General features: G+C 55.4%; 19 protein-coding genes. 8 read left to right on the forward strand and 11 right to left on the reverse strand.

Annotation, left to right across the window (positions count from 1 at the left end; all coding sequences use genetic code 11):
* Positions 1 to 67 precede the first annotated feature (67 nt).
* The 5 genes from ABQ298_00325 to tilS form a co-directional block, all read right to left on the reverse strand.
* A complete protein-coding gene (locus ABQ298_00325; GenBank protein MEQ9822810.1) occupies positions 68 to 598 on the reverse strand; it encodes a cob(I)yrinic acid a,c-diamide adenosyltransferase in 531 nt (176 codons plus the stop codon).
* 20 nt (positions 599 to 618) lie between these two features.
* Positions 619 to 2,118 carry a pyruvate carboxylase subunit B gene (locus ABQ298_00330; protein ID MEQ9822811.1) on the reverse strand — a complete coding sequence of 500 codons (1,500 nt, stop codon included), beginning with the start codon at positions 2,116 to 2,118 and terminating at the stop codon, positions 619 to 621.
* Positions 2,119 to 2,344: 226 nt separating this feature from the next.
* A complete protein-coding gene (rimO, locus tag ABQ298_00335; protein ID MEQ9822812.1) occupies positions 2,345 to 3,727 on the reverse strand; it encodes a 30S ribosomal protein S12 methylthiotransferase RimO in 1,383 nt (460 codons plus the stop codon).
* A 102-nt stretch (positions 3,728 to 3,829) separates the two neighbouring features.
* A complete protein-coding gene (gene ftsH / locus ABQ298_00340) occupies positions 3,830 to 5,860 on the reverse strand; it encodes an ATP-dependent zinc metalloprotease FtsH (GenBank protein ID MEQ9822813.1) in 2,031 nt (676 codons plus the stop codon).
* 28 nt (positions 5,861 to 5,888) lie between these two features.
* Positions 5,889 to 7,340 (reverse strand): tRNA lysidine(34) synthetase TilS, encoded by a 1,452-nt coding sequence (gene tilS / locus ABQ298_00345; GenBank protein ID MEQ9822814.1) that lies wholly within the window; start codon positions 7,338 to 7,340, stop codon positions 5,889 to 5,891.
* Positions 7,341 to 7,449: 109 nt separating this feature from the next.
* Here tilS and ABQ298_00350 point away from each other — a divergent pair, with 109 nt between their 5' ends.
* Positions 7,450 to 9,297 (forward strand): lysophospholipid acyltransferase family protein, encoded by a 1,848-nt coding sequence (locus ABQ298_00350; protein MEQ9822815.1) that lies wholly within the window; start codon positions 7,450 to 7,452, stop codon positions 9,295 to 9,297.
* A 28-nt stretch (positions 9,298 to 9,325) separates the two neighbouring features.
* Here the strand turns inward: ABQ298_00350 and ABQ298_00355 are convergent, their stop codons facing one another.
* Positions 9,326 to 10,486, reverse strand: a complete 1,161-nt coding sequence (locus ABQ298_00355; GenBank protein ID MEQ9822816.1) for a glycosyltransferase family 1 protein — start codon at positions 10,484 to 10,486, stop codon at positions 9,326 to 9,328.
* Positions 10,487 to 10,657: 171 nt separating this feature from the next.
* On the opposite strand from ABQ298_00355, the gene miaA reads away from it, so the two are divergent.
* On the forward strand, positions 10,658 to 11,572 hold the full coding sequence (gene miaA / locus ABQ298_00360; GenBank protein ID MEQ9822817.1) for a tRNA (adenosine(37)-N6)-dimethylallyltransferase MiaA: 915 nt from the start codon (positions 10,658 to 10,660) through the stop codon (positions 11,570 to 11,572).
* Positions 11,572 to 13,044: a tetratricopeptide repeat protein gene (locus ABQ298_00365; protein ID MEQ9822818.1), complete on the forward strand. Its 1,473-nt coding sequence runs from the start codon at positions 11,572 to 11,574 to the stop codon at positions 13,042 to 13,044. The genes miaA and ABQ298_00365 overlap by 1 nt, the downstream gene beginning before the upstream one ends.
* Here ABQ298_00365 and ABQ298_00370 read toward each other — a convergent pair.
* Positions 13,041 to 14,834 (reverse strand): 6-hydroxymethylpterin diphosphokinase MptE-like protein, encoded by a 1,794-nt coding sequence (locus ABQ298_00370; protein MEQ9822819.1) that lies wholly within the window; start codon positions 14,832 to 14,834, stop codon positions 13,041 to 13,043. The two genes, ABQ298_00365 and ABQ298_00370, sit on opposite strands and share 4 nt — an antisense overlap.
* 57 nt (positions 14,835 to 14,891) lie before the next feature.
* Complete coding sequence (locus ABQ298_00375; GenBank protein MEQ9822820.1) at positions 14,892 to 15,275, reverse strand: VOC family protein; 384 nt, start codon at positions 15,273 to 15,275, stop codon at positions 14,892 to 14,894.
* Between the two features lie 188 nt (positions 15,276 to 15,463).
* On the opposite strand from ABQ298_00375, the gene ABQ298_00380 reads away from it, so the two are divergent.
* The 3 genes from ABQ298_00380 (at position 15,464) to ABQ298_00390 (ending at position 18,297) form a co-directional block, all read left to right on the forward strand.
* Positions 15,464 to 16,018 carry a hypothetical protein gene (locus tag ABQ298_00380; protein MEQ9822821.1) on the forward strand — a complete coding sequence of 185 codons (555 nt, stop codon included), beginning with the start codon at positions 15,464 to 15,466 and terminating at the stop codon, positions 16,016 to 16,018.
* A gap of 147 nt (positions 16,019 to 16,165) precedes the next feature.
* Positions 16,166 to 16,942: a hypothetical protein gene (locus ABQ298_00385; protein MEQ9822822.1), complete on the forward strand. Its 777-nt coding sequence runs from the start codon at positions 16,166 to 16,168 to the stop codon at positions 16,940 to 16,942.
* 23 nt (positions 16,943 to 16,965) lie between these two features.
* Positions 16,966 to 18,297, forward strand: a complete 1,332-nt coding sequence (locus ABQ298_00390; protein MEQ9822823.1) for a tetratricopeptide repeat protein — start codon at positions 16,966 to 16,968, stop codon at positions 18,295 to 18,297.
* A 417-nt stretch (positions 18,298 to 18,714) separates the two neighbouring features.
* Here ABQ298_00390 and dapF read toward each other — a convergent pair whose 3' ends face one another.
* Positions 18,715 to 19,575 carry a diaminopimelate epimerase gene (dapF, locus tag ABQ298_00395; GenBank protein MEQ9822824.1) on the reverse strand — a complete coding sequence of 287 codons (861 nt, stop codon included), beginning with the start codon at positions 19,573 to 19,575 and terminating at the stop codon, positions 18,715 to 18,717.
* Between the two features lie 152 nt (positions 19,576 to 19,727).
* Positions 19,728 to 20,228 carry a signal peptidase I gene (locus ABQ298_00400; GenBank protein MEQ9822825.1) on the reverse strand — a complete coding sequence of 167 codons (501 nt, stop codon included), beginning with the start codon at positions 20,226 to 20,228 and terminating at the stop codon, positions 19,728 to 19,730.
* A gap of 260 nt (positions 20,229 to 20,488) precedes the next feature.
* Here ABQ298_00400 and ABQ298_00405 point away from each other — a divergent pair, with 260 nt between their 5' ends.
* Both ABQ298_00405 and ABQ298_00410 read left to right on the forward strand, forming a co-directional pair.
* Entirely contained in the window at positions 20,489 to 21,154 is a 666-nt protein-coding gene (locus tag ABQ298_00405; GenBank protein MEQ9822826.1) for an HAD family hydrolase, read from the forward strand.
* Positions 21,144 to 22,004, forward strand: a complete 861-nt coding sequence (locus tag ABQ298_00410) for a class I SAM-dependent methyltransferase (GenBank protein ID MEQ9822827.1) — start codon at positions 21,144 to 21,146, stop codon at positions 22,002 to 22,004. The genes ABQ298_00405 and ABQ298_00410 overlap by 11 nt, the downstream gene beginning before the upstream one ends.
* 170 nt (positions 22,005 to 22,174) lie before the next feature.
* On the opposite strand, the gene ABQ298_00415 is transcribed toward ABQ298_00410, so the two are convergent.
* On the reverse strand, positions 22,175 to 23,485 hold the full coding sequence (locus ABQ298_00415; protein ID MEQ9822828.1) for a DUF4038 domain-containing protein: 1,311 nt from the start codon (positions 23,483 to 23,485) through the stop codon (positions 22,175 to 22,177).
* Between the last annotated feature and the right edge of the window lie 402 nt (positions 23,486 to 23,887).

Raw genomic sequence — 23,887 nt, forward strand, 5'->3', positions numbered from 1 at the left:
TGTGAAAAACCCCCGGAATGGAATGTTCCGGGGGTTTTGTCTGAAACGGGTAATCTGCTGAAATGAACTAGGATTGTGCAAGCCGTTCTCCGAGCAGCCAGAGGAAATCGGAGAGTCGATTCAGATAAGGCAGCATGCTGCGGACCTGCTCACATTCTTCAACCTGCAGCAATCGCAAGACTTCGCGTTCGGCGCGTCGCGCCACGGTTCGCGCAAGGTGCACATAGCCGGAAGGCGGATTGGCACCGGGCAGCACAAATCCGTTCATTTTAACGATCTTTTCCAGTTTTGCGATTTCGGCATCGAGCCAATCGAGAAACGCCGGATTGAACTGTGCCTTGTTGCGTGACGCATGGTCTTCAGCAGTGGTCGCCAGATCCGCCCCAACGCTGAGCAGCTGGGATTGTACGGTATGGAGCAGTTCGCCATATCCCGTAGTCTTGGGTTCTTCACGAAGCAATGCCTTGGCAAAGCCAAGTGCGCTTCCCAGTTCATCCACGGTTCCGTAGGCTTCTACACGTGCATCGGTTTTGGAAACAGGACGGCCGTATCGAAGCGATGTGTGCCCCCCATCCCCCTTTTTGGTGACAATGGTCATGGGATCAGTCTGAACGGAGTTCAGGCTTCTTCAACCGAAACTTTGTATTGAGTGCCACCCACGGAAAGCACCATGTCGGATCGACCCGTGAATGACGGAATGGATGGTGCAGGTGATGACGCATCAACTGGAGCGGCAGGGCTAGTGGGTGTCGTGTTTCGCGACTTGTAGTAGGATTCAACCTGAGCAGGGAACATTGCCCAGATGACGCAGTGTTCGTCATCGCAGGGATATCCCTTTTCTTTCAGTTCGGCACGGAGATCCTCCATCCCCTTGCGTTTCACTGCTGTGGATTCGACTGGGCGACAGGTGATGGGTTCGAGGCCCGACTGCTTGGAGGCGATGGCCTGCACTTCGGGGTCGATCGGTGCAGGAGTGCGTCCGTAATACCCCAAGGCAATGTCCTGTGCCTGGGGAGAGAGGTTCTTCCACCTTCCGAATTTCACGTTCAGGAACGCCTGGTTCCCCGCAATTTGAGAGGTGGGGGTGACCAGCGGCATCCATCCCAACGCCTTACGCACAATGGGCACTTCATTGAAGACCTCATCAAATTTGTCTTCCATGTTTTGCTCCTTCAGCTGAGAGCGGAAATTCGACAGCATGCCACCCGGCACCTGATAGAGCAGGGCATCACTATCAACGATTTCGTTTTGATGAGAGGTAAATTTGGACAGGTCGTCGTAAACTTTTGTCAGGTGAGCGCGCACCTTGCTCAAAGCCTCAATCTGGGAATCGCTGATTTTTGGACAGCGCGGATGTCCCTTGAGGATATTGATCATGCGCAAGGCATCGGGCTGACCTGTTCCATTGGCAAAGGGAATCACTGAGAGATCGATGGCGTCAACGCCCGCTTCGACTGCTGCATAGTAGGTGGTTGCACCAAGCCCTGCCGTTTCGTGAGTATGAATCCAGACCGGCACCTTTACATTCTGCTTCAGCCCCTTGACGATGGCATAGGCTTCCATCGGCGGAATCAGGCCTGCCATATCCTTGATGACGATGGTGCTCGCCCCCATTTCCTCGAGTTCGCAGCCGAGCTTGATGAAGCCCTCGACATTGTGAACGGGACTGGTGGTGTAACAGATGACACCGTGTGCCTCCTTGCCCGCTTTATTGGCTGCAGCGATGGCACATTGCATGTTACGTGGGTCATTGAGCGCATCAAAAATGCGAAAAATATCCATGCCGTGTTTGGCGGACATCTGGATGAACGCTTCGACCACGTCGTCGGGTTGGTGTGCGTAGGCAACAATGTTCTGCCCACGCAGCAGCATCATGTGCTTGGTGTTGGGACAGGCCTTTTTGAGTGCATCCAGACGGTCAAAGGGCCATTCATTCAGAAATCGCAAACCCGCATCGATAGTGGCACCTCCCCAGGTTTCCAAGGAAGCAAAGCCCCAGTTATCGAGCATTTCACAGACGGGAAGCATGTGCTCAGTCGCCATGCGGGTGGCAGCCAGAGACTGGTGACCATCACGCAGAACGTTATTGTTGAAAAGGACGGGAACGCTTGCACTCATATCGGGTTATTGCAGTGATTTGAATAAGAAAGGCTACTAATATTAATCAACAAAATTAGAACCATTGTTGTTGTAACCCTTGTGCACCGCAAAACGCAACCCTTTTTCATAAGGGTTACTTGGCGTTGTCAGTAAGCGTGCTGTTAGCCACGAGCGTTCCAGGCTAATCATGCCTTCCTGGTTTTCAACTGAGTCGAGTGAGCGCAGGATGCGGAATCGCCTGGAGTCAGGCAAGTTCGCGAATTTTTCCTCCCCTGGCGATCAGGTCATAGCCAAATCCATCCTCGATCTCGACCTCTGCGAACTGCCCGACAGGCAGTGATTCATCGACAAAAACAACGCCATCGATTTCGGGTGCATCGCGATAGGAACGGGCGACTCCAGGACTGTCCACGAGCACCTTGAGGCGCTTCCCGATCTGGTCATCATGGTAGTCCGCGCTGATCGGTTCCTGCCGTTGCATGGCGACATTCCAACGCTTCTTCTTGCGCATGTGATGGATGTGTTGATCCAGCTTGTAGGCGCGAGTTCCCTCCTCCCGGGAGTATTGAAATACCCCCATGCGTTCAAAGCGAAATTCTTCGATGAACTCGAGCAGTTCTTCGAAGTCAGCGTCAGTCTCCCCCGGAAATCCGACAATGAACGTCGTGCGGATTGCAAGTTCCGGAATGCCCCGACGCATGCGGCGAAGGAGATCCCGGATGTAGTCTCCGCTGGTTTCCCGTTTCATCCGCGTGAGCATGTTGTCCGAGATGTGTTGAAGCGGGATGTCGACGTAATTGACGACTTTGTCGCACTTGGCGATGGTTTCGATCAATTCATCGCTCCAGTGGGCCGGGTGAGTGTAGAGCAGGCGAATCCAGAAATCCCCTTCGATCTGGTTGAGTTCCTGCAGCAGCATTGCCAGGGATTCCCCTTTGCTCGAATCCACTGGAGAGCGCGGATTGGGGCGTGCCTCCTGCCACCGGTCCATTCCAAAGTAAGTCGTATCCTGTGAGATCAGATTGAGTTCCTTCACGCCTTGACGCACGAGGATGCGGGCTTCCTTGACGACCGATTCGATGGTTCGACTCCGGTGTTGGCCCCGGATTTTGGGGATGATGCAGAAACTGCAAGGATGGTTACAGCCCTCTGCGATTTTGATGTAGGCCGTGTGGTGCGGGGTAAGGCGCAGGCGCGGAGTATCCCAATCGGGGATGTAGCGCGGCTTGCGTGTGACAAAATCACGTTCGGCGAGCAGGGCTGGACCCAGCGCGCGCGACAGGATCTCGGGGATTTGCTCCAGCTGATCAAGCCCTACGAAAGCGTCGATCTCGGGCATGAGTTTGGGCAACTCCTCCTTGAAGCGCTGGGAGAGGCAACCCGCTACGATCAGCTTCTGACGGTGGTTTCGTCGCTGGCGACTGCGATCCTGTACCGCTCCAAAAATGGTATCGATGCTTTCCTTCTTCGCATTGTCGATGAAGGAACACGTGTTGATGATCAACGCATCCGCCTGCTCAGGCGTATCAATCAAAGTCATTCCGGCCTTGCTCAAGTGCCCCATCATGATCTCGGAATCGATGAGGTTCTTGGCACAACCGAGGGAAATCATACCTACCGTCGGCATAGTTTTGTACTGGGTGATGTTCGAAAGTGGAATCGGCGATGGTTCGGGCGTGCATGACGCCACTGCATTGCATGGGAAGAAGCTCTTGCGAGACAGCTGACGTCAGGCGGGAACTCCGGCGGGTGCGGTGTCACTTCCCAGTTCATCATCCGGGTCTTTTGCACCCTTCTTCTCCTTTTTCGCGTCTGCTTCGTCCGCATCCGTTTCAAGATTTGGAACAGGAGTGTGCAATACTGCCGAGCGAATCTCGCCGTATTCGAGGATTTCCTGAACGTGCTTTCCTTCGAGTGTTTCGTGCTCAAGCAGCGCATCGGCAAGTTTGATGACCGATTCCTTGTGTGCTTCAATCAGCTCGTGTGCCCGTTCAAACTGTCCCTGATTGATCTTGTGAATGGCTTCGTCGATCTTTCGCGCCGTCTCTTCCGAATAATTCTGCGTGCGGTTGATTTCGCGTCCCAAAAAGATCTGATCCTGGTTTTCACCAAAGACGACGGGACCCAAATCGCTCATGCCCCAGTCGCAGACCATGTGACGCGCGTATTTGGTCGCCTGCTTCAGATCCATGGAAGCTCCGGTGCTGTAGTCTCCGGTGATCAGTTCTTCGGCAATGCGCCCTCCCATGATCACACAGATATGATCGAGGATCTCGGAGCGGGTTTCCCCAAGGATGTCTTTCACCGGAGTGTACATGGTGAGACCCAGTGCACGACCGCGTGGGAGGATGGTGACCTTGTGCAGCGTGACCTTGCGCGGCTTGAGCAGCACCTGCAGGATGGCGTGCCCCGCTTCGTGATAGGCCGTCATGCGCTTGTCTTCATCATCCATCAGCTGTCGGCGTTCACGGCCAAAGCGAATCTTGTCATGCGCGTCTTCAATTTCCCGCATGGTGACCTCAGGATTTCCATAGCGGGCGGCGAGCAATGCGGCTTCGTTGAGAAGATTGGCGAGATCTGCACCCGCAAATCCGACGGTGGATCGCGCAACACGGTGCAAATCCACATCTTTGGAAATTTTGATCTTTTTGGCGTGAACTTTGAGGATCGCTTCACGTCCGGACAGATCGGGAACGCCGATGGTCACCTGACGGTCAAAGCGCCCCGGTCGCAACAAGGCCTGGTCGAGCACATCCGGGCGGTTGGTGGCAGCGATGATGATGACGCCCTCATGACCATCAAATCCATCCATTTCCACCAACAGCGAGTTGAGGGTCTGCTCGCGCTCATCGTTGCCTCCGCCGAGTCCAGCACCGCGCTGGCGCCCAACGGCGTCAATTTCGTCGATAAAGATGAGACATGGGGCGTTCTTTCGACCCTGCTCAAACATGTCGCGAACGCGGGCGGCTCCCACTCCGACAAACATTTCCACAAAGTCCGAACCCGAGATCGAGAAAAAAGGCACGTCGGCTTCACCCGCAACGGCGCGGGCGAGCAGCGTTTTACCCGTTCCCGGAGGTCCAACCATCAGGATGCCCTTGGGGATCTTGCCTCCGATCTTCTGAAATTTTTTGGGATCCTTGAGGAAATCCACAATTTCGCTGACCTCTTCCTTGGCCTCTTCGCAGCCAGCCACATCGCGAAAGGTCACGCGGTCCTTGTCCCGCGTCAGCATTTTCGCCTTGGATTTTCCAAAGGTCATGGCGCCCCGACCGGCGTTGCGAAGCTGTCGGACAAAGATGAAATAGAGAATGCCCACGATCAGCAGAATCGGGAGCAGGCTGCCCACGAGATCGGTGACCCAGTTGTTGGCGCGCTTCTCGACGAGTTTGTCGCGAAGGACTTCAAAATCTTCGGGGGTAACGCGGCCTTCTGCTACAAAGCGATTTGCGCTGCCCGATTCCACTGCGGCATCCACAGAAGGACGCAGGGTGCCATCAATTTTGTACCATGCCTCGCCACCACGGGGATCATTGACAATGGAACCGGATGCAATTTCATCCCGGGATGCCATTTTCACAACTTCGGGCACGGAAAGTTGAACCACGCTGGAGTTGACGGAATTTCCGATGGTAGCAAACGCGAGAAAGACGCCAAGGATGACCAGCCAGATGATCAGAACCTTGGGTTCGATCATACGGTCATTTGGTTTTCGATTGTTGGGCTGGTTGCCGGGTTTTTTGGGTAGGCGGTCTTTCATTCCTTGTTGGTCAAATCGTGAAACAAGGTTAACTCCATGGGTAAGTCAACCTAAGAAGGTCATTCGAATCGGGCTTCACACGGGCGATTTCAGCGGGTATGAGGCCAGGTGCCCACAGCACGTTCCCGTGTGCGTCGCACACGATCGGGAGTCGTCTGCGCAGTGCTTTGGGAATCTTTCGGTTGATAAAACATGCATGGAGCTTCTGGTTGTATGGAGACCCCAGCGGTCGGTAGCGCATTCCGTCCTGCCAGAATTTCACTTGCAGGGTAAAGCCTTTCTTGATGGCCCCAACCTGCAGGTGAACCTGGGAGAACGGGTCGTCAATTCCGTCCAGGATCTGTTGATATAGAGCTGGGGTGAACGGAATTCGTTCACACTTCAGGCAGTTTCCGTCGGGAAAGCAGAGTTGGTCACCCGGTCCAAGCGCAAACTGCAGGGGGGCAAACGGGTGGCAGGGGGTGGTTGATTGCAGCTCGAGCCAGCCATCGCGCCGAAGCACCACTTCCCATGCCTGGTTGAGTTGCATGCGTTCGCAGGGTTGCAACTGCAGCACGCGCTCCACGTGCCAGTGGCTGCAATCGGCTGCACCGGGGTGTTCCTGCAGCCAGCGACGAACACAGCGACGCAGGATCGCGCGCCCCTGGTCCTGCAGGGCGTGGATGGGAAATTGGCGTTGCTGGAGGTTCACGGATGCCAGAGTCCTCGTACACAGATCATCGAGGCAGTTGGCATCTTCTTCCAGGAAATGCAGGCTGGTGGAGAGCTGTTGCATCAGTGTCGGTCCGGAGTATTGCTGCCAGCGGGGCAGCAGCTCGTTTCGCACAAAGTTTCGATAGAAGCGTGTGCTGGCATTGGATGCATCCTCCCTCCATGGCTGACCGATGTGTTGCAGGCAGTTGCGGATGTGTTCCTTGTCGAGATGGAGCAGGGGTCTTGCGATGTGCAGCCCATTGCGGAAGTGCTGCACGGGCTTGGGGGCGATCAGGCCATCCAGAGCGCTGCCGCGACTCAGCCGCATCAGCAGGGACTCCACGCGGTCATTCTGGTGGTGAGCGGTCAAGATCAGTTCAAGTGAATGCCGTGATGCCTGGCTGGAGAAAAAAGCAAACCGCTCCTTGCGAAGCGTCGCTTCATCCCTGTGAATCGAAGGGGGCGCTTGCCTGTCTGACGGGTGCCTCCCCACTTCGCAGATCAGTCCATGCTGCTTGCAGATCTGCTGTACAAAGCGGGCATCTGTTGTGGATGCCTCCCCGCGAAGCTGGTGGTCAAAATGCAGCACTCGCAAGCGGGTTCGCAGTTCTGGAAGGATTGCGAGAATCCAGCGAAGCAGAAAGACGGAGTCGGCACCTCCCGAGCAGGCAATGCCGATGTGCTTGTCCGACCGGGTCAGGGAGCGTAGTGCCTGTTGAACATCCGGGTGCAGGCAATCGAACGGAAGTTGCTCGATAAGGATTGAATCTGGTGAGGCTTGCTCCATACTTTTGGGTCACATGCGGTGCTGCGTTTCTGATCCCCGTTGGCGTAAGTACAGTGGGCCGCGCCCTGGTGAAGATGACGAGCACCTCGAAGAATCATACGCCTAGTCTATGCCGACACAACCCCTGATTGATCTCGAGGCGGTCATTGAGGATCGTCCAGCCTGGCGCTGGATGCGGCCCCTGATGCGCTGGTTGCAGCGCTTGTTCGGGATCGACCTGCTCAACCACGATTATGCTACGTTCCTTCAGCAATATGAAGCGGGTGAACTTGGGGATACGAATTTTTTCGTGGCGGTGCTGCGCTATCTCGAGATCAACTATGAAATTTCAGAGTCGGACCTCCGCAAAGTTCCCCAGACGGGTCCGATGATGGTGGTGGGCAATCACCCCTTTGGAGGAGTGGACGGACTGGTACTGGGTGCGGTCATGACCCAGGCGCGACCCGATGCACGCTTGCTCGCAAATGAGCTGCTCGCTCACATGGAGCCGATTCGCCCGTTCATGTTTGGAGTGAATGTTTTTGGAGGTTCGGAGGCATCGCGACGAAACTTCAAGTCGATGAAGCAGGCACTTCGGTGGCTGGAAAGCGGAGGGTGCATCGCGACGTTTCCATCCGGAGTCGTCTCGCACTTCACCCTGCGCCACATGCAGGTCGTGGATCCGGCCTGGAATCCGCACATCACCAGCATGGCCCAACGTACAGGCGCTACCGTGCTGCCCCTGTATTTCCCGGGACGCAATTCCCTGAAGTTTCAGGTTGCGGGGCTGATTCATCCGATGTTGCGCACACTCCTGTTGCCGCGGGAGTTGCAGCGGCTGAAAGGGAAAACCATCCATGTGCGCATTGGTAAGGCGATCACGCCTGCACGGCTGCGCGCGTTTGAGGACTTGCAGGAGGCAACCCAGTTTCTTCGGGTGAACTCCTACGTTCTCCGTGATCGCAAAATGGAGCCGGGACAGGAAAAAATCCGACGCTTTCCTCTGGTGAAGCTGCGCAAGGCTGCTTCGCCACTGCCAATCGTGAATGCGATCGATCCTGAATGGATGCAATCGGAAATTGCAGCTTTGCCGGGTGCGTCATTGCTGCTCACAAATGGTGAATTTGATGTCCGCATCGCCCGTGCCAGGGAAATCCCCCATACGCTCCGCGAAATCGGGCGGCTGCGCGAGGTCACCTTCCGTGAGATTGGAGAGGGGACCGGGCAATCGATTGATCTCGATGAGTTTGATGCGCACTACCTGCACCTGTTCATCTGGAACCGTAAGGAGCGCGAGATTGTGGGAGCCTATCGCATGGGACTCACGGACGAAATACTTTCACATTACGGGAAACGGGGCCTCTACACCACGACCTTGTTCAAGCTGAAAGACGAGTTCCTTGAGGAACTGAATCCTGCCATCGAACTGGGGCGCTCCTTTGTGCGCATCGAGTATCAGCGCAAACAGGCGACGCTCTCCATACTGTGGCGGGGGATTGGCACCTTTATTGGCAGACATCCCAAGTATTCCCGGCTCTTTGGACCGGTATCGATCACCGCTGAGTACAGCTCGATTTCCAAAGACCTCATGGTGCAGTTCCTCCGGGAAAACCGCTTTCATCCGACGCTTTCCAAGATGGTGAGAGCGCGAAAGCCACACCGCTCCAATCGCCTGCGCGCCCTATTCATGGAGTCCATGCACGAACCCGCAGATTCTCTGGACGACATTTCAGCGATGATTTCCGAGATCGAGTTTGACCGCAAAGGCGTGCCGGTCCTGCTCAAACACTACCTCAAGCTCAACGGCGTCATGCTAAGCTTCAATCGCGACCCCAAGTTCAGCGATGTCGTCGACGGACTGATTTTGGTGGACATGGAGCAGGCTGACCCGCACATCATGCGTCGCTATATCGGTGATGAAGCCTGGAGGCAGTTCTCCCAGTATCATCATCCTGTGGAGGAAACGCAGCAGGTGTAGTGGAGCTGCGAGGGTGCCGTTGGTCGGATCAATCGAACTTTCCGGAAGCCTTGGCCTGTTCCAGGATCTCAAAAATATCCCGTTCAAAATGCTCAACCACGCGATCCCAGGAGGCATCGAGTGCGGCCTTGCGCGAGGCGGTTTTCATCTGCCCCAGACGTTCGCCCAGACCAATGACCTTGCGGGCGGCCTCAATAAAGGCCTGTTTGTCGTCCATTGGAGCGAGGTAGCCGTTGATACCGGAGGTCACAAACAGTCGCGGTGCGGCGTAGTTAAAGGCGACTACTGCCAGTCCACTCGCAAGGGCTTCGGTCACCACATTGCCAAAGGTTTCCGTTTGGCTTGGGAATATGAACACATCTGCAGAAGCATAGTAGCGGGCGAGTTCCTCTCCCTTTTTCATGCCTGCGAAAATGAAACTCTTGTTGTCGGATTCGTAGGTTTTGCGTTCGGGGCCATCCCCGACCACAACTGCAGGGATGTTGGGGAATTCCTTGCGCAGATCCCGAACGGTCCGAAAGAACAGTTTCATGTTTTTTTCGGATGCGATGCGACCCACATACAGACAGACCGGGTCGTGGGGACCCGCTCCCCACGACTGACGCAGCGCATCATCCCGTTTGGTGGGGTCAAACAAATAGGTATCGACGCCTCGTCCCATCAGTTTGAGGTTTTTGAAACCCATCTCAAAGAGCTGGTCCCGTGTGTCTTCGGTTGGTACGAAAGTTGCCAGTGTGCGGTTGTGGAAGTCCTTGAGATACAGTTCCGCCGGGTCCTTCAGCAACCCGAGATTGTAGTGCATCATGTACTGCTGGAAATTGGTGTGAAATCCACTCGTGGTGGGCAGCTTGAGAGACTTCGCAGTCCAGAGTGCCGAGTAGCCAAGTGGCCCTTCGGTGGCGATGTAGACAACATCGGGGCGGTTTTTTTTCCAGATGCGTTTGACGCGGTTGGCGCTGGGCAGCCCCATGCGCAGCCCACTGTAACCGGGCAACGGAATGCTGTGGACGTGGATCTGCTCGAAACGCGGAAAATTACCCTGGTCGGAATACTCCGTCTCCTTGAGCTTCGGGCGGATGACCTGAATGTCATGACCGCGCTCACTCAATCCCGTCACCAGATTAAACAAGGTGCGTGCAACCCCGTTGATTTCGGGTGGAAAAGTTTCGGTGATGAGTGAGAGCTTCATGCCGATGTGCAAGTCGGGTTGCGTTGGCCCGCACACATCAGCGGGATTCCATTTGCGCTATTGTTCTGAGCACGGGATGCTTGTCGACAAGATATTTCCCGATAGCAATCCGTCGGATAAACGATTGCGGTGCCGTGTAAAATGCACTGTTTTTGAAGAATCTTGAGGGACGTGCTTTACATTCTGACTGGACCCACGGCAGTGGGCAAGACACAGCTTTCGCTGGACTGGGCAGTGCAGGCAAATGCGGAAATTGTCAGTTGCGATTCCCTGTTGTGCTACAGGGGCATGGACATTGGCACCGCAAAACCGAGCCTGGCCGAACAAGCACGTGTACCCCACCACTGTATCGATCTGGTCGAACCCTCAGAACGCTACAGTCTTGGGGCCTTTCTCGAGCGTGCGGCAGAAGCGGTCGCGGACATTCTGGGCAGGGGGAGACGGGTGTTGGTGACTGGCGGCAGTGGGTTTTATCTCAAGGGCTTTGTGCAACCGGTTGTGGATGCGATTGTGATTCCGGACGGGATACACCAGCAGGTGGAAGCCATACGGGCACAGGGCGGCCTGGGAGCACTTGTGGATGCGCTGCGCGAGGTGGCGCCCCACGATTGGGATCTGATTGACACCTGCAACGAAAGGCGGGTTGTTCCCGCGCTCAAACGTTGCCTGGCAACTGGCAAGGGTGTGGCTGAGTTGCGCCAGCAGGCGAGTGTCGCTCCGTATCCATTTGCGGAGTTTGAAGTTCAGTGTGTCCTGTTGCAGCGCTCACTGCCTTCCCTGCAGCAGCGCATTTCACTGCGTACACGGGAGATGCTCGAGGCAGGGCTGATTGCCGAAGTACAGCACTTGAAAGGGATGGGATTCGAAGCCAATCCCAGTGCGGCTCAGTCGATCGGTTACCGCGAGTGCCTGGCACATCTGCGGGGTGAGATGGATCGGGATGGATTGGAAGCAGCGATCAATCAGAATACGCTGAAACTCGCCAAGAAACAAAACAAGTGGTTTCGCCACCAGATGCGTTTTGACCGGGTGGTGGATCTTGATACGGAGTCCGTTGATCCGAAATCCCTTTTTGTACTGTCGTGATGGAGTTGCGTGAACAGATGCAGCTTGCGCTGGATGCCCTGCGAGCCGGAAAGGTGACAGAGTCGGTCAGTCAGTTGCAGGAGGTGATTGCGCGAGCACCTGCTGTTGCTGCTGCCTGGGCAAACCTGGGGAATGCGGAGCGGGAACGTGGACAGATCGATGCGGCACTTCAGGCCTACGATCAGGCCCTCAGGTTTGCGGAGGGCGGACCCGATGCCGATTGGATCTGGAGCAATTATCTGATGACGCAGTGTTACCGGGAGGCTGAACCCGGTCGCCCATGCTGGCAGATTCACGAGCAGTGGGGGCAACGCCTTGCACCCGCTCAGGAACCGACCTGGCGGCATCGCTGGGATGCCGACCGGCGACTGCACGTGGGATGGGTATCTGGAGATTTTCGCTGGCATTCGGTTGCGTTTTTTCTGCTGGCATTGCTGCGGAACCTCGACCGTGAGCAGTTTGAAGTCACCTGTTTTTCGAATCATCCCGATACGGATGAGATGACGGAGATTCTGCGCTCTCAAGTGGATGCGTGGGTGGATATTCACGAAGCATCGGATGAGCGCGTGCTCCAGCAGATTCGCCGGAGTCGTGTGGACGTGTTGGTGGATCTGTCCGGGCACAGTGCCTATCACCGCATGGCAGTTTTTGCAAAGCGTGCAGCGCCCGTTCAGCTCAGCTGGTTGGGATATCCCGGACCGACGGGGAATCCCGAGATCGATTTTTGGATGACAGATGCCATCATTTGTCCCCCTTCCGAATCTTGTCCATGGAAGGGATCCCGCCCGCTCCGTTTGAATGCGGGCTGCCATGCCTACCATCCTCCTCTGTCTGAGTCTGAGATGCCCCCGGTAGCAGTCCGGACTGAACATCCCGGACCCACCCTCGGCTGTTTCAATCACCGCGCGAAGCTCAGCAGGGAGACTGTGGAAATGTGGGCTGAGGTTTTGAATGCGGCTCCGACCGCGCGCCTGTTGCTCAAATCGCGCTGCTACCAGGATGCGCAGGCCTGCGATGAGATACGGCAACAATTTCAAGCACTGGGCGTCGCGGCGGAGCGCTTGGAACTGTGGGCGCGCACACCTTCGACCCGCGAGCATCTGGAGGGATACCAGCAAATGGACATCGCACTTGATACCTATCCGTACGCTGGAACCACGACCACGTTTGAGAGCCTGTGGATGGGGGTGCCGGTGGTGACGCGCTGTGGAGTGGAGCCTGCCTCGCGGGTCGGTGCGTCCATTCTGCGCCAGCTGGGTCGATCAGAATGGGTGGCATCGGACCGTCGTGGTTTTGTGCAGGCCGCATTGCGGTTGATCGAAGACGCAGCGCAGCGCAAAGATTTCCGGACGACCGCGCGTGAGGCGATGCGCCTGAGTGGACTGACAGATGGAGCGCGTTTTGCGCGTAGTTGGCAGGCAGCGGTGCGCGGGGTATGGCAGGAGCAGGTTCGAAAAAGGACGGAGTCTTAGGATTGTGCCTGACGGGGTGCGAGCAAATGGGTTTGAATCAGATCGCGTTGAAACACCGCACCTTCGACAAACGCCCACACCTGGGGAAGCATCTCCGGGATGGTGGCGGTGGGGTCGTTGATGAGTTTCCAGGGTTCTTCGGCGCAGATGAAGTCATGGTATTCCGTTTTGGTCCGACCCTCTCCCAGTAGCGTTGCGAACAGAGGGTTTTGTTGCATCAAGTCCAATATTTGCTGGCGTTTGGCCTGCAGGGACTGCACGGGTGCAGTTGCATTTCCCTGCATCACCCACTGCTCCCCTTCGACTGCAAAGGACAAGGTTGCCTTCAGGAAGTTTTCGAGAAATTGATCGTATTTGAAAAATACCCTCTTCACTGCTTCGAAGACTGGAGCGGGTAGGCGGGCACGTTCTGCGCGCGCGCTGAGTTCGGTGTGGAAGTGGTGCTGCGGCAATGCCTGAACCTGCTGAATCGCCTGCTCCATCGGCACGTAGGGTGCTCCATGGATGCGAGCACCCGTGCGGGCCAGATTGTGGAAGCGAAGCCCTGCGTAGTGACTGACGAGATTTTCGAAGATGCGAAGGTAGGCATGCAGCTTTTTTTCCACGGGAACCGGATGACCCTCGTTTCCGGGAAGCCATTCGCAACTGGCGGGTTCGATGTGATTGTCAGCGTCATCGGAGTAAAAACTGTCGGAGACGTGGGCCTGTCCGTCTGCACGAATCGCCATGTCCTGTCCGACGAGATAGACTTCGTTGCATCCGAGGTAGGCGGCGAGATTAACCACCGTGCAGGAGACGGTGCCATCCCCCACGATGCCCGGCTCTTCGGGGAGCTTGAGCACGCGACGCAGCAGCGTCATCACTGCATTGTAGCTGGACAGGGGAATGACCCGATCCGAGAAGAGTTCGGGCACTTTGGGGTAAACCACATAGGCACTGACGAGGAAAGGGTGGTCGGTCTGAGTGTGCTCGTAGCCGCGAAAGGTGCCCTCATGGGGATCGACGGCAACTGTGATGTCGGGGCGAATTCCCTGACGGGTGACGGCGCGATAGGCTGAATTGACCACTGCGATGCACGCTCGCCCCTGGGCGGCTCGAAGGAAATCGAAGGATTCGTCGAGGGAAGGTCCTGCGCCGACGAGCACCATTGCGCGACCCTGAAAGATACCGCGCATCGCTGTGATTTCGATACCGAGCTGATGTTGAGCAAGGTTCTGCAAGGTATTGGAAAACACTTGTTCGGCATGGCTGATATCCGTGCGCAGCTGATTCCAGCGGATCGTCAACTGTCGCATGACGGCTTCGGTGAGGTTCTGATAGAGTCCTGCGTTGCGTTCATGCAGCGGGGCAAAGCGCAGTTGTGCGGCGCTCTGGATGCCGACCAGTTCGAGATTGAGACGCTGGATGACGTCGCGGTAGGAAAAAGGGGTGAGAAGGATGAAGCGCGGATGGGACAGCAGATCGCTTACATCCTGTCGCTGCAGTAACTGTAACAACAGTCCGGTCTCTGCTTCGAGCACACAGATGCGGCTGCTGGAGGGCAGCTCCAAGAGCAGTTTTCGGAGGTGAGAACCGTCACCCAAGCCACCTGTCACCCAGACGCGATGAGGGGTTTCGCGAACCTGCCCGGCCCAAGCGTCAATGTCTGCAGGATTGGCATAAACACGATGGAGAAAGGCTTCAAATTCTGCGGTTGATGCAGGTTCAGCTGCGTATGCCTTGAGTTCCTCGATGACCGAGGGAAAGCGCTTGGCGAGTGCCTGAAGATTTTGAGACAGCTCGGAATTCATCGCACGGGAATCGGGACGAATGGGTGAAAGATCGGCTGCCGGGAATGGAGTTGGAGGTTATCGTTTCTCGAGAATCTCCACTTCATATCCATCCGGATCGGTAACAAAAGCCATGCGTTTTTCCGGATTCTCAAACGTTTCGCGCCATCCGTCGGGCCAGACCTCAATGCCCTTCTCCTCCAGTCGTTCGCAGAAACTGATGATATTGGGAACCCCGATGGCGGTGTGCATCAGGTCTTCGGGCACTGCGACCTTGTAGTCGGGGGAATAGGTCAGCTCAAGCATGTGATCGTTACCGGGCAGTCGCAGGTGCACGATCTGGTTGCCAGCAGGGGAGCGGTCATTGCGTTTGTAGACCATGAAACCAAAACCGTTGCAGTAGAAATCAACGGATTGCTCCAGATTGCTGACGCGGATGCGGGTGTGCAGGAATTTATTCATATCAGATTCGATGATTGGGTGGGGATTTGCGGGGTGTGTATTTTCATTACTTTAGGCAAGCCCCTGCCTTCATCGTTGGCAAAGCTTGGCTGGGCGCAATCGAAAAAATGGCTTGGGTAACCAGTCCGGGCAGTGCAACACGCTTTACTTGGAGCCGATGGTGCCGTAGGAATGAAAGCAGACTCATCATGGTTGTCGGATCGATTATTGCGCGATTGGGGAGTAAGCGGCTTCCTTACAAAAACCTTCTGCCCTACCGGGGAGTCCCCCTGGTGCGCCTGGGAGTGGAAAAACTGCTGCGCTGTCAATGCGTGGATGTGGTGGTGGTTTCGACCGAGAGCGAGTTGATCGCCCGTACTGTAGCTGACATGGGAGTGGTGCTGTTGCGTCGACCTGAGGAGCTGGCGGGGGATGGAGTTCCGAGCATTCCGGTATTTCAGCACATCGTGGCGCAGCATCCGTGTGAGGTGCATGTGAACTATAATATCAATTTTCCGCAGTGTGATCCTGTGGTGATTGATCGCGCTGTCGACCTTGCCCGGAGTCTGCCTGGTGGTGAAGCCCTTTCGGTTCCGTATGCGGTGTGGGCCCAAACCAGTCAGTGCCTTCACGACTATGGTGATCCATGGAATATCACCGCAGAGCGCTTCAATGATGATCGTGTGACCGAACCCGACATCCATACCCTGGAGGACCTGCTGGAGAATCACAGAACGGGTCAGCCGGACTTTGGCAGCTGGTGAGGTCTGATGTATGCACGGAAGTTGGCGGCGACTCCAACGTTTCAGGCATAAAAATCTCATGAAACCAGAGGAAAACCTGAGTTTCTCCTAACGATTTTGCACAGGCATCCGATTAGTTGAGGGTTGAAACGTTTTTTGCATTCTGGAATGAAGTTGTCGCCTACAGTCCGTCAAGTTCCCGCCCGTGCTTCCCACGGGGCATCCCTGCTGCGATCCCTCTGGGCCGGACTGTTGCTCATCTGCGTGGGTTCACCTCATGCAACAGCCAGTGGCCTTGGACTGGATCCGACGGAGTCGGGGTTGGCCTTTCGGGCACCCACAGCTCCTGCAAAACAGAACCAGAGTGCGTTCCAAATCGTACGAAGGGAACGATGGAAGGTAGAGTCTGAGATGGGTGCAGAACTCGAATCGGAAGAGATTGAGGAGATCCCCGTATATCCCGGATGGAAAGGATATTTGCAGGAAAAAGGACCCTCACGCGTGGTTGTGGAGGCTGAGCAAAAGCGGGAAATTCAACCCTTGGATGATGCGATCTGGCAGCTCATCATGGGTGACCCGGCATCTCCGGATCTCTACGAATCATCTCCATCTGAATCTGCAATAGCTGGCAACTCCTCTCGGGAGGGAGCGGATTCGTCAGACCAACAACTGGATGCTTCCGAATCGCTCGAGGATGAACTGCAGGCGCAGGCGGGAGAACGGCGAGAATCATCCTCAAATCCACAGGAAGCTGCAGCTCTGGATGATTCCGCTGAGACTTATCGACGCTTGATGGAGCTGTTTACCCAACCGGTTTTGACAACGCCTGTTCGCGATCTCCACGATACCGAAGGTCGGGTTTCGTTCCGCATCCCGCAGACTGATAATCAAAGTTCTGTCATTCGCCAGGGTAGCCGTGCGCGTTTTGAGATTCGCAGGCAGTGAAGGGAATCGTTATCTTTCGAATCATGTATCCATTTTCAATCATACGGACTCCAATGTGCTGTAATATTCACCGATGCAGGGTTCTCCTGTTGATGGGGTGGTTTGCCATCGTGGGGTATGTTCCATTTGTTCAGGCTCAAGGCGAGCGGTCGGATCTATTGGAAGCGCAAGCAGGCATTGAAGAGGGACTGTCGTTCATGGATCAAGTTGCGCAGCAAGAACTCGACCACCCATTTTCGTCGCCGAAAGAACCGATCTCACTGGGGAGCGAGTTAAAGGTGGAGGTTGAGCAGTCAATCCTGGAAAAGGATGCGCGCCTGCGATCCCGTCTCGACAATGCACTGGCAACACGAGATGAAGAGGAGTTGGTTAAGTTTCTCGAAATGGAGATCGGGGAGGACTATCAACGGCGCCTGTTGCTGACCCTTGGAGGAATCTATGAAAAGCAAAACAGCAACTCCCGGCTGATTGCGCTCTACGAAAAGTTCATCCTCGAATTTCCCAGAGATCCTGAGGTTCCAAAGCTCTACCTCAAACTGGGGCGCATGTATCGGGATGCAGGAGTGACCAATACTGCACTTGCGAAGTTCTACAACGTCTTGAATGCGGCCCTCAGTGTGCCCGTCGAGGAACTTAAGGATTATCAGGAAGTCTCTCATCGCGCTCAACTCGAAATTGCTGAGACCTTTTTCCAGCTGGGTTCCTATGAACAGGCATCCAAGTTCTTCCGGCGCCTGTTGCGCATCGAACTGGTCGAGCAGGACCGGCAGAGTGTTTTGTTCAAATATGCCTACACTCTCTATTTGTCAGGTGATTTCAGTGAAGCAGTTCCCAGTTTGCGTGCTTTCCTGCAGGATTTTCCTGAAAGCGATATGGCTCCGGAGGCAAGATACCTTCTTTCTGAAACCTATATTCGACTGAAAGATCCCAAGTCCGCCATGCGGGAGACACTGGAGTTGCTGACCGCAGAAGTATCAAAGATCGAAACCCATCCTGCAGCATGGCTGTACTGGAAGAAACGCACGGGAAATCGACTGGCGAACCAATTCTATCAAGACGGAAATTACATGGATGCGCTGACCATCTATCAGGCGATGGTTGACATTTCGGACAATCCGAGCTGGACGTGGCCGGTGCTCTACCAGATTGGCCTCAGTTTTGAGAAGCTGGATATGGGTCCGAAGGCCATCGAAACCTATCGTCGCATTGCAGAGGAACAAAAGACGCTTCGTGCACCTGACAGCGAAGACCCCACGCTGACATCCATTTTTGAAATGGCACTGTGGCGTATGGACCGCCTTGAGATGGATATCTCGATGGAGTTGAGTCTGAAACAGATTCTGAGTAACTCCTGATGCGCTGCTGAGGCTGGAACATCGTTCAGCTGTGCTTCACTGGATGGACTGGCGGAGCCAGCCCAACAGGATGCGCTGCGCTCAACAGGGTTTTTGTGGGTGGTTCTTGAACCTGTTGCTGGGAAAGGTCGAACCGTTGAGGTATTCGAGTGTCCAGGGGTCGAAATTTTTCCAAATTCCCCTATCGGAACAAAAGAGATTGTTTTTTGAACCTGCTACACGGAGGGACGACGTGTATCCTGCTCCGGCGCAGCCGGATCAAGAGAGTCCTTTAGGACGAACGGTGTCGGATAAGATGCGGTTAGGTGGAACAAGCTGACGCGCTGTGCAGCGAAGCTGCAATGGCGAAGTTGAAATGCCTGATGGCTATGATACTTGCCCGATTGAGAAAGAGACTACCGGGCTGTCCAACACTTCTTATGCCGGGATGTTTTGTTCCAACACCTCTCTGGAGAGGTGAAATTTCCCAACCTGGGTAACGGGTCCGGTCATCGTCAGATCGTAGCCCTGTGCAATCTCAATGGAGAGCGTTCCCCCGGGCGCGTGAACTGTGATGGATCCATCACACCATCCCATCTTGTGTGCAATCACCGATGCTGCACAACTGCTGGTCCCTGACGCAAGGGTGTAGCCTGCACCCCGCTCCCATATTTCGATCTGGATGTTGTTGCGATCAATGACCTTGAGCAACTGCATGTTGATGCGCTTTGGAAAGAGGGCGTGGTTTTCCACCTTGGGTCCGATGCGGTGCGCCAGTTCGGATGAAATCGTATCGAGTGGGATCACGCAGTGGGGATTTCCCACGGAAACACAGCAAATCTCATAGCGCTGACCATCGATCTCGAGTGGATACTGCATGACCTCCTGGTCCGGAGTCTCCGTGTTCACCGGAATTTGCCCCGCCTTAAATATCGCTTGCCCCATTCCGACCTTGATGCGGTTTCCATGATCAAAGACTTGTGCCCGCACCACCCCCCCGAGTGTTTCCACGGTGAAGTCGTGATCTTCCTTCACCAGCCCACGGTCGAACAGATAGCGACAGAAAATGCGCAACCCATTGCCGCTTTTTTCGGCTTCACTACCGTCGGGATTGAAGATGCGCAGCTTGAAGTCCGCCAGTTCCGAAAACAGGGGTCCCAGCAGAATGCCGTCCGACCCCAGCCCGTAGTTGCGGTGACAGATCTTGCGGATGGATGCTTCATCCAGCTCAGTTTTGGTCAGTGAAGGATCCTTCACCAGATAGTCGTTTCCAAGCGCGTGATATTTCGCAAATTCCATAGGCTGACGATGGAGTGTTCCGATTTTAGGCTCAATGGAAATTTCACAAAAAAAAGCGTGTGTTCTGTCCCGGAACACACGCTTCTGTCTGATTGATTGTCTTACTTTGTCTTTTCTTTCAGTCGGTCGCAAATAAGAGCGAGAGAAAAATATCAGAGCTTGCGAAGGCGGTCGAAACGGCTGGTTTCAGTCGTATCAGCGCGAGCCACGCGAGTGGTTTCCTCAACTTCCGTATCGGGAGTGATGCTGGCGAGGTAGTTTTGGTAGCGAACCATGGATTCATCCACCAGTGCCAATCCACCAAAATTGGATGACTTGAGAACTTCGCGGTCTTCGTGGCGATTGTTGTCGCCCTGAGTGATCCAGGTGCCGCCACGGTGGCGACGAACGATGCGGTGAATCACACTGTATCCCTTTTCGCTTTCGATGATGACCACATCACCAATGCGCAGCTTCTTAAACGGATAAGCCTTGTAGACCACAGCGGTTTCACCACCCTTGAGTGTGGGCAGCATGCTGTTCCCGCTGATCCGGGTGATTTGGTAGTCGCGGCCCTCTGGCTTAACGTTGATTGCGTTGGCAGACGAGAGGACGCAGCTGGCTGCGAGGACGAGCAGTGCGATGCGGGACAGGTTTTTTGCGAAAGTGTTCATGTGAGGTGCTTCAATCAGAGTTATCAGCGACACCTTAAAGAACGGATTTTACATCCATAAATTCTGTCTTCACCCCGGTTTTTACATTTCGTTAATTGTAAAAAGCGAAAGTTTACACCGTCTTTAAAAATTCCGAACTTTCTTCATTTTTCTTTTACACGCATTTCCGCGTGGTGAAGGTCGTTTTTACATTTGCGTGAGTGTTGCCCGGCACTGCTTTTGACTTTCCAGCGCAAGCATTGCGGTGTAGGCAGGGAGGCATGCTCATTGTATTTGATGTGGATGGAACCCTGATAGGGGGAGAAGAGCAGGATTGGCCCAGCTTTGATGCAGCCCTGTTTGAGGTGTTCGGGTTTCACCCTGATGCAGACTTCTGGGAGGGTATGCACGAGATCACCGGCAGGGCGATCATTCGGCGTGTTGCGGAGGTTACGGGAACCGACTGGACGGAGAAGGTTGAGCAACGCGTGCGCAAACTGTATCTGGAAAACCTGCGCCGTGCAGCTCCATTCAAAGGATCAGTTTTTCAACCCAAGCCCGGAGCGGTGGAAATTCTCGAACTGCTGCGGCGCACCCCGATCTTTGATGTGGCCATTGCGACGGGAGATTTCAAAGAGAGCAGCCAGTTTAAACTCGCATCCGCTGAACTCGACATCAAGGGACTGCCGTATGCCTCCAGCTCGGATGCAGCAGTCCGCAGCGAAATCATTGCCACCGTGGTTGAGCGCGCCGGATATCGCATTGTAGATGCCGTTTATGTTGGCGACGGCCCCTGGGATCATCGGGCCTGTCAACAACTGGAGATTCCTTTTGTGGGAACTGGACGCCGAACCGACCGACTGGTGGATCTGGGAACGGAGTTCATCGCCCATGACCTACAGCCGTCAACCCTGCTGCCTGTGCTGCAACAGATCCTTGAACTCTGAGAACACACTCATGCAAATTCCGGTACAGCGCGCCGACTGGCGCGAATTTGAACTCATCGACAGTGGTGATGGGCGCAAGCTTGAACGCTGGGGGTCTACCCTTGTCGAACGACCCGAACCCAAAGCCCTCTGGCGTCCACACGATCCGGAACTCTGGAAGCAGGCTACTGCAGTTTGCGATGCCGGTGAGAACTGGACTCAACCCTTCCGCCCGCAGACCCTCGAATGGGAGCAGGGCATCCGCTTCAAGTTGCGCATGTGGCAGAAATCCAAGCATCTCGGACTCTTTCCTGAGCAGGAACCGCACTGGCGGTGGATACGGGAGCAAACTCAAGCGGGCGACCGAGTTGCAAATCTTTTCGCCTATACGGGTTCGGCCAGCCTTGTCGCTGCCAAGGCTGGAGCCAAAGTCACTCACGTTGATGCGAGCGATCCTGCGGTTCGCATGGCGCGTGCGAATGCGGAACTCAGTGGCCTAGCGGATGCACCGATCCGTTGGATTGTGGAGGATGTGGTGACCTACCTCAAGCGAGAGGCGCGTCGCGGCAGCGTGTACGAAGGCATCCTGCTCGATCCTCCCAGTTTTGGTCGCGGACCGAGGGGGCAGTTGTGGAAGATTGATGCCATTGCCGAGCTGCTCGACCTGTGTGCAGCCGTACTCAGTGATCGCCCGAAATTTGTGCTGCTGACCATGTACAATCTGGAGGCTTCCTCCCTGACGCTTGCCAACCTGCTCGAACCCCTCCGGCGCAGGGGTGCTCAGATCGACATCGGGGAACTTGCGCTCAAGGAACGCCACACAGAGCGTCACCTGTCACTCTCCCTCTACGGACGGGTTCGATGGCCCTGACCGCATTCACGAGAACGTGGACCTGGACCCGTTCGATGGGCGTCAACCCCCCAGGCCTCCTGACGCTCCCGTAACCGCATTCGGAAGCATGCGGACCTTAGCCCGCTATCAATTTTTGGCAAAAAACAACGCAGAAAAGCGAGTCGTCCGCACCGCCGAGTCGGATGGGCCTATGGGGTTGCGCGCAGGTGCAGGATCCAGTCATTGCCGCGTGCGATGTCGAAGGGAGGATCAAAAAGAAGGGACTCATTTCCAGCCGCAAATTGATTCAGTGCAATGCGATGCCCGGTTTTGGGGTTGACCCACTCGGCTTCAAAGGATCTTCCGGCAAGTTCGTTCAAATTGAGTGAAAAGGGCATGCCGTAGGGGGAATAGGCCAGGGCGTGTGCGCCCTTGGAATCGAGGGCGAAGCGGGGAGTCGCACCGGGGTGGGGCAGGTCTGTTTCGAGAAGCTCCTGACGGGGTTGGAGTCGCCACCACGGCAGTTCCTCATAGAAACGACGCAGAACCGTCATTTGATGGGCACCGGGATAGTCGAGAGCCTGTATCCACTCCGTTCGGGCAGACGAGACAGGCTCTTCCGCGTCGCTGTAGAACTGCCACACGCTGTGATGCCCGTACGAGTGACCAGCTGAACCCGAAAGCAGCGCCCAGTAGGCGGCGCGCCGTGGTTCGAAGTCGGTGAACCAACCGTTGGCGGGATCGAAATGGATGGGATGGTCTTCGTAGCACGGTTCGGCTTCAATCACTGGTTTGAGTGGTGTGCGGACGTAGGCGCGTTCGATGAGTTGAAAGCCCAGGGGATCGGGAGCGTAGTGACCGGATTGCACCATGTTGAAGTCGAGCCACTTGCGATGGTGGAAAAAATTGTCAGAACCTTGATTCCCCCACGGATGGTAGGTGATCAACTGTCGGTCCCCGACAATCTCGCGGATACCCTCAGCCATCGCGTCGATCACTGCGTAGTGCATATCGGTCCGCGGGATGCGGTCACCGCCGAGCACCCAAACGATGGGCAGGTGTCGATAGCGCTTGGCAAGGAAACGCGTGTAGGGAGCTGAGTTGTCTCCGTTGAATACCTCTGGCCCCGCACCCTTGTGTTGGTAAAACTTGTCTCCCCAAGTGGGAAGGAGCGCGATCACAAATCCGCGTTCGGCGATCATCGCGAGGACTTGATCAAGTCGCGCGAAGTACGATTCCACAGGAACGAGCGATTCAGGGTCTTCAAAGGGAAAATCGCCGTTAGGGTTGGGACGTTGGAACGCCCAGTGCGAAATCGCGTTCGTGAGGATGACCGTGAATCCCTTCTGCGCGCGGTTGTCGAGGTAGGTTGCGACTTCGTCCAACTCAAGGCGGTTGGTGAGTTCCCAGGCCGTATCCGCCAGCCAGAAGAACGGCTCACCTTCGGTCGTTTCGAGGTAGCGGTTGGATGCGTGGACCCGCAGACCTTCGGTTTCTCCAACGAGGGATGCGGAACTCATGAAAAGGAGAACAAGGAAGAAGTGGTGCATGATGCAGGGGTACGAACGAATTCCCTCCCCTGAAATAGGGGAACTTGGCTGGGCCAAAGTCATTGGACACCGCAGGGGCATTTGTTGTACCATTGATGATTCAAACAATTGAATTTTGTAACATCGGCTGGCGAATGCCAACCTACAAGGCCACTGGCCCACACAACGCTGTGACACAGCACCAGAAAGCGTTTATGTCCCCGACGGGTCGGGGACACAAAACCTTTTTTTCACCTCCACTAGCGAAATCGGTAGAATCCGGACTCTCCCTCCTCACGCTCCCAAGCTCCCTGTCAAGCGTAGCCGAATTCGGGAGAATTCGGAGCGTCGTTCCAGTTCGAGAATCCAAAATCCTGAATCATTTGCACTGAC

This window comes from Puniceicoccaceae bacterium (genome assembly GCA_040224245.1).
Lineage (GTDB): Bacteria > Verrucomicrobiota > Verrucomicrobiia > Opitutales > JAFGAQ01 > JAKSBQ01.

Bases quoted from the DNA above. Each gene is read 5' to 3' on its own strand.
- ABQ298_00325 (MEQ9822810.1), bottom strand. From the start codon at position 598: ATGACCATTGTCACCAAAAAGGGGGATGGGGGGCACACATCGCTTCGA.
- ABQ298_00330 (MEQ9822811.1), bottom strand. From the start codon at position 2,118: ATGAGTGCAAGCGTTCCCGTCCTTTTCAACAATAACGTTCTGCGTGAT.
- rimO (MEQ9822812.1), bottom strand. From the start codon at position 3,727: ATGCCGACGGTAGGTATGATTTCCCTCGGTTGTGCCAAGAACCTCATC.
- ftsH (MEQ9822813.1), bottom strand. From the start codon at position 5,860: ATGAAAGACCGCCTACCCAAAAAACCCGGCAACCAGCCCAACAATCGA.
- tilS (MEQ9822814.1), bottom strand. From the start codon at position 7,340: ATGGAGCAAGCCTCACCAGATTCAATCCTTATCGAGCAACTTCCGTTC.
- ABQ298_00350 (MEQ9822815.1), top strand. From the start codon at position 7,450: ATGCCGACACAACCCCTGATTGATCTCGAGGCGGTCATTGAGGATCGT.
- ABQ298_00355 (MEQ9822816.1), bottom strand. From the start codon at position 10,486: ATGAAGCTCTCACTCATCACCGAAACTTTTCCACCCGAAATCAACGGG.
- ABQ298_00365 (MEQ9822818.1), top strand. From the start codon at position 11,572: ATGGAGTTGCGTGAACAGATGCAGCTTGCGCTGGATGCCCTGCGAGCC.
- ABQ298_00370 (MEQ9822819.1), bottom strand. From the start codon at position 14,834: ATGAATTCCGAGCTGTCTCAAAATCTTCAGGCACTCGCCAAGCGCTTT.
- ABQ298_00375 (MEQ9822820.1), bottom strand. From the start codon at position 15,275: ATGAATAAATTCCTGCACACCCGCATCCGCGTCAGCAATCTGGAGCAA.
- ABQ298_00380 (MEQ9822821.1), top strand. From the start codon at position 15,464: ATGGTTGTCGGATCGATTATTGCGCGATTGGGGAGTAAGCGGCTTCCT.
- ABQ298_00385 (MEQ9822822.1), top strand. From the start codon at position 16,166: ATGAAGTTGTCGCCTACAGTCCGTCAAGTTCCCGCCCGTGCTTCCCAC.
- ABQ298_00390 (MEQ9822823.1), top strand. From the start codon at position 16,966: ATGTATCCATTTTCAATCATACGGACTCCAATGTGCTGTAATATTCAC.
- dapF (MEQ9822824.1), bottom strand. From the start codon at position 19,575: ATGGAATTTGCGAAATATCACGCGCTTGGAAACGACTATCTGGTGAAG.
- ABQ298_00400 (MEQ9822825.1), bottom strand. From the start codon at position 20,228: ATGAACACTTTCGCAAAAAACCTGTCCCGCATCGCACTGCTCGTCCTC.
- ABQ298_00405 (MEQ9822826.1), top strand. From the start codon at position 20,489: ATGCTCATTGTATTTGATGTGGATGGAACCCTGATAGGGGGAGAAGAG.
- ABQ298_00415 (MEQ9822828.1), bottom strand. From the start codon at position 23,485: ATGAGTTCCGCATCCCTCGTTGGAGAAACCGAAGGTCTGCGGGTCCAC.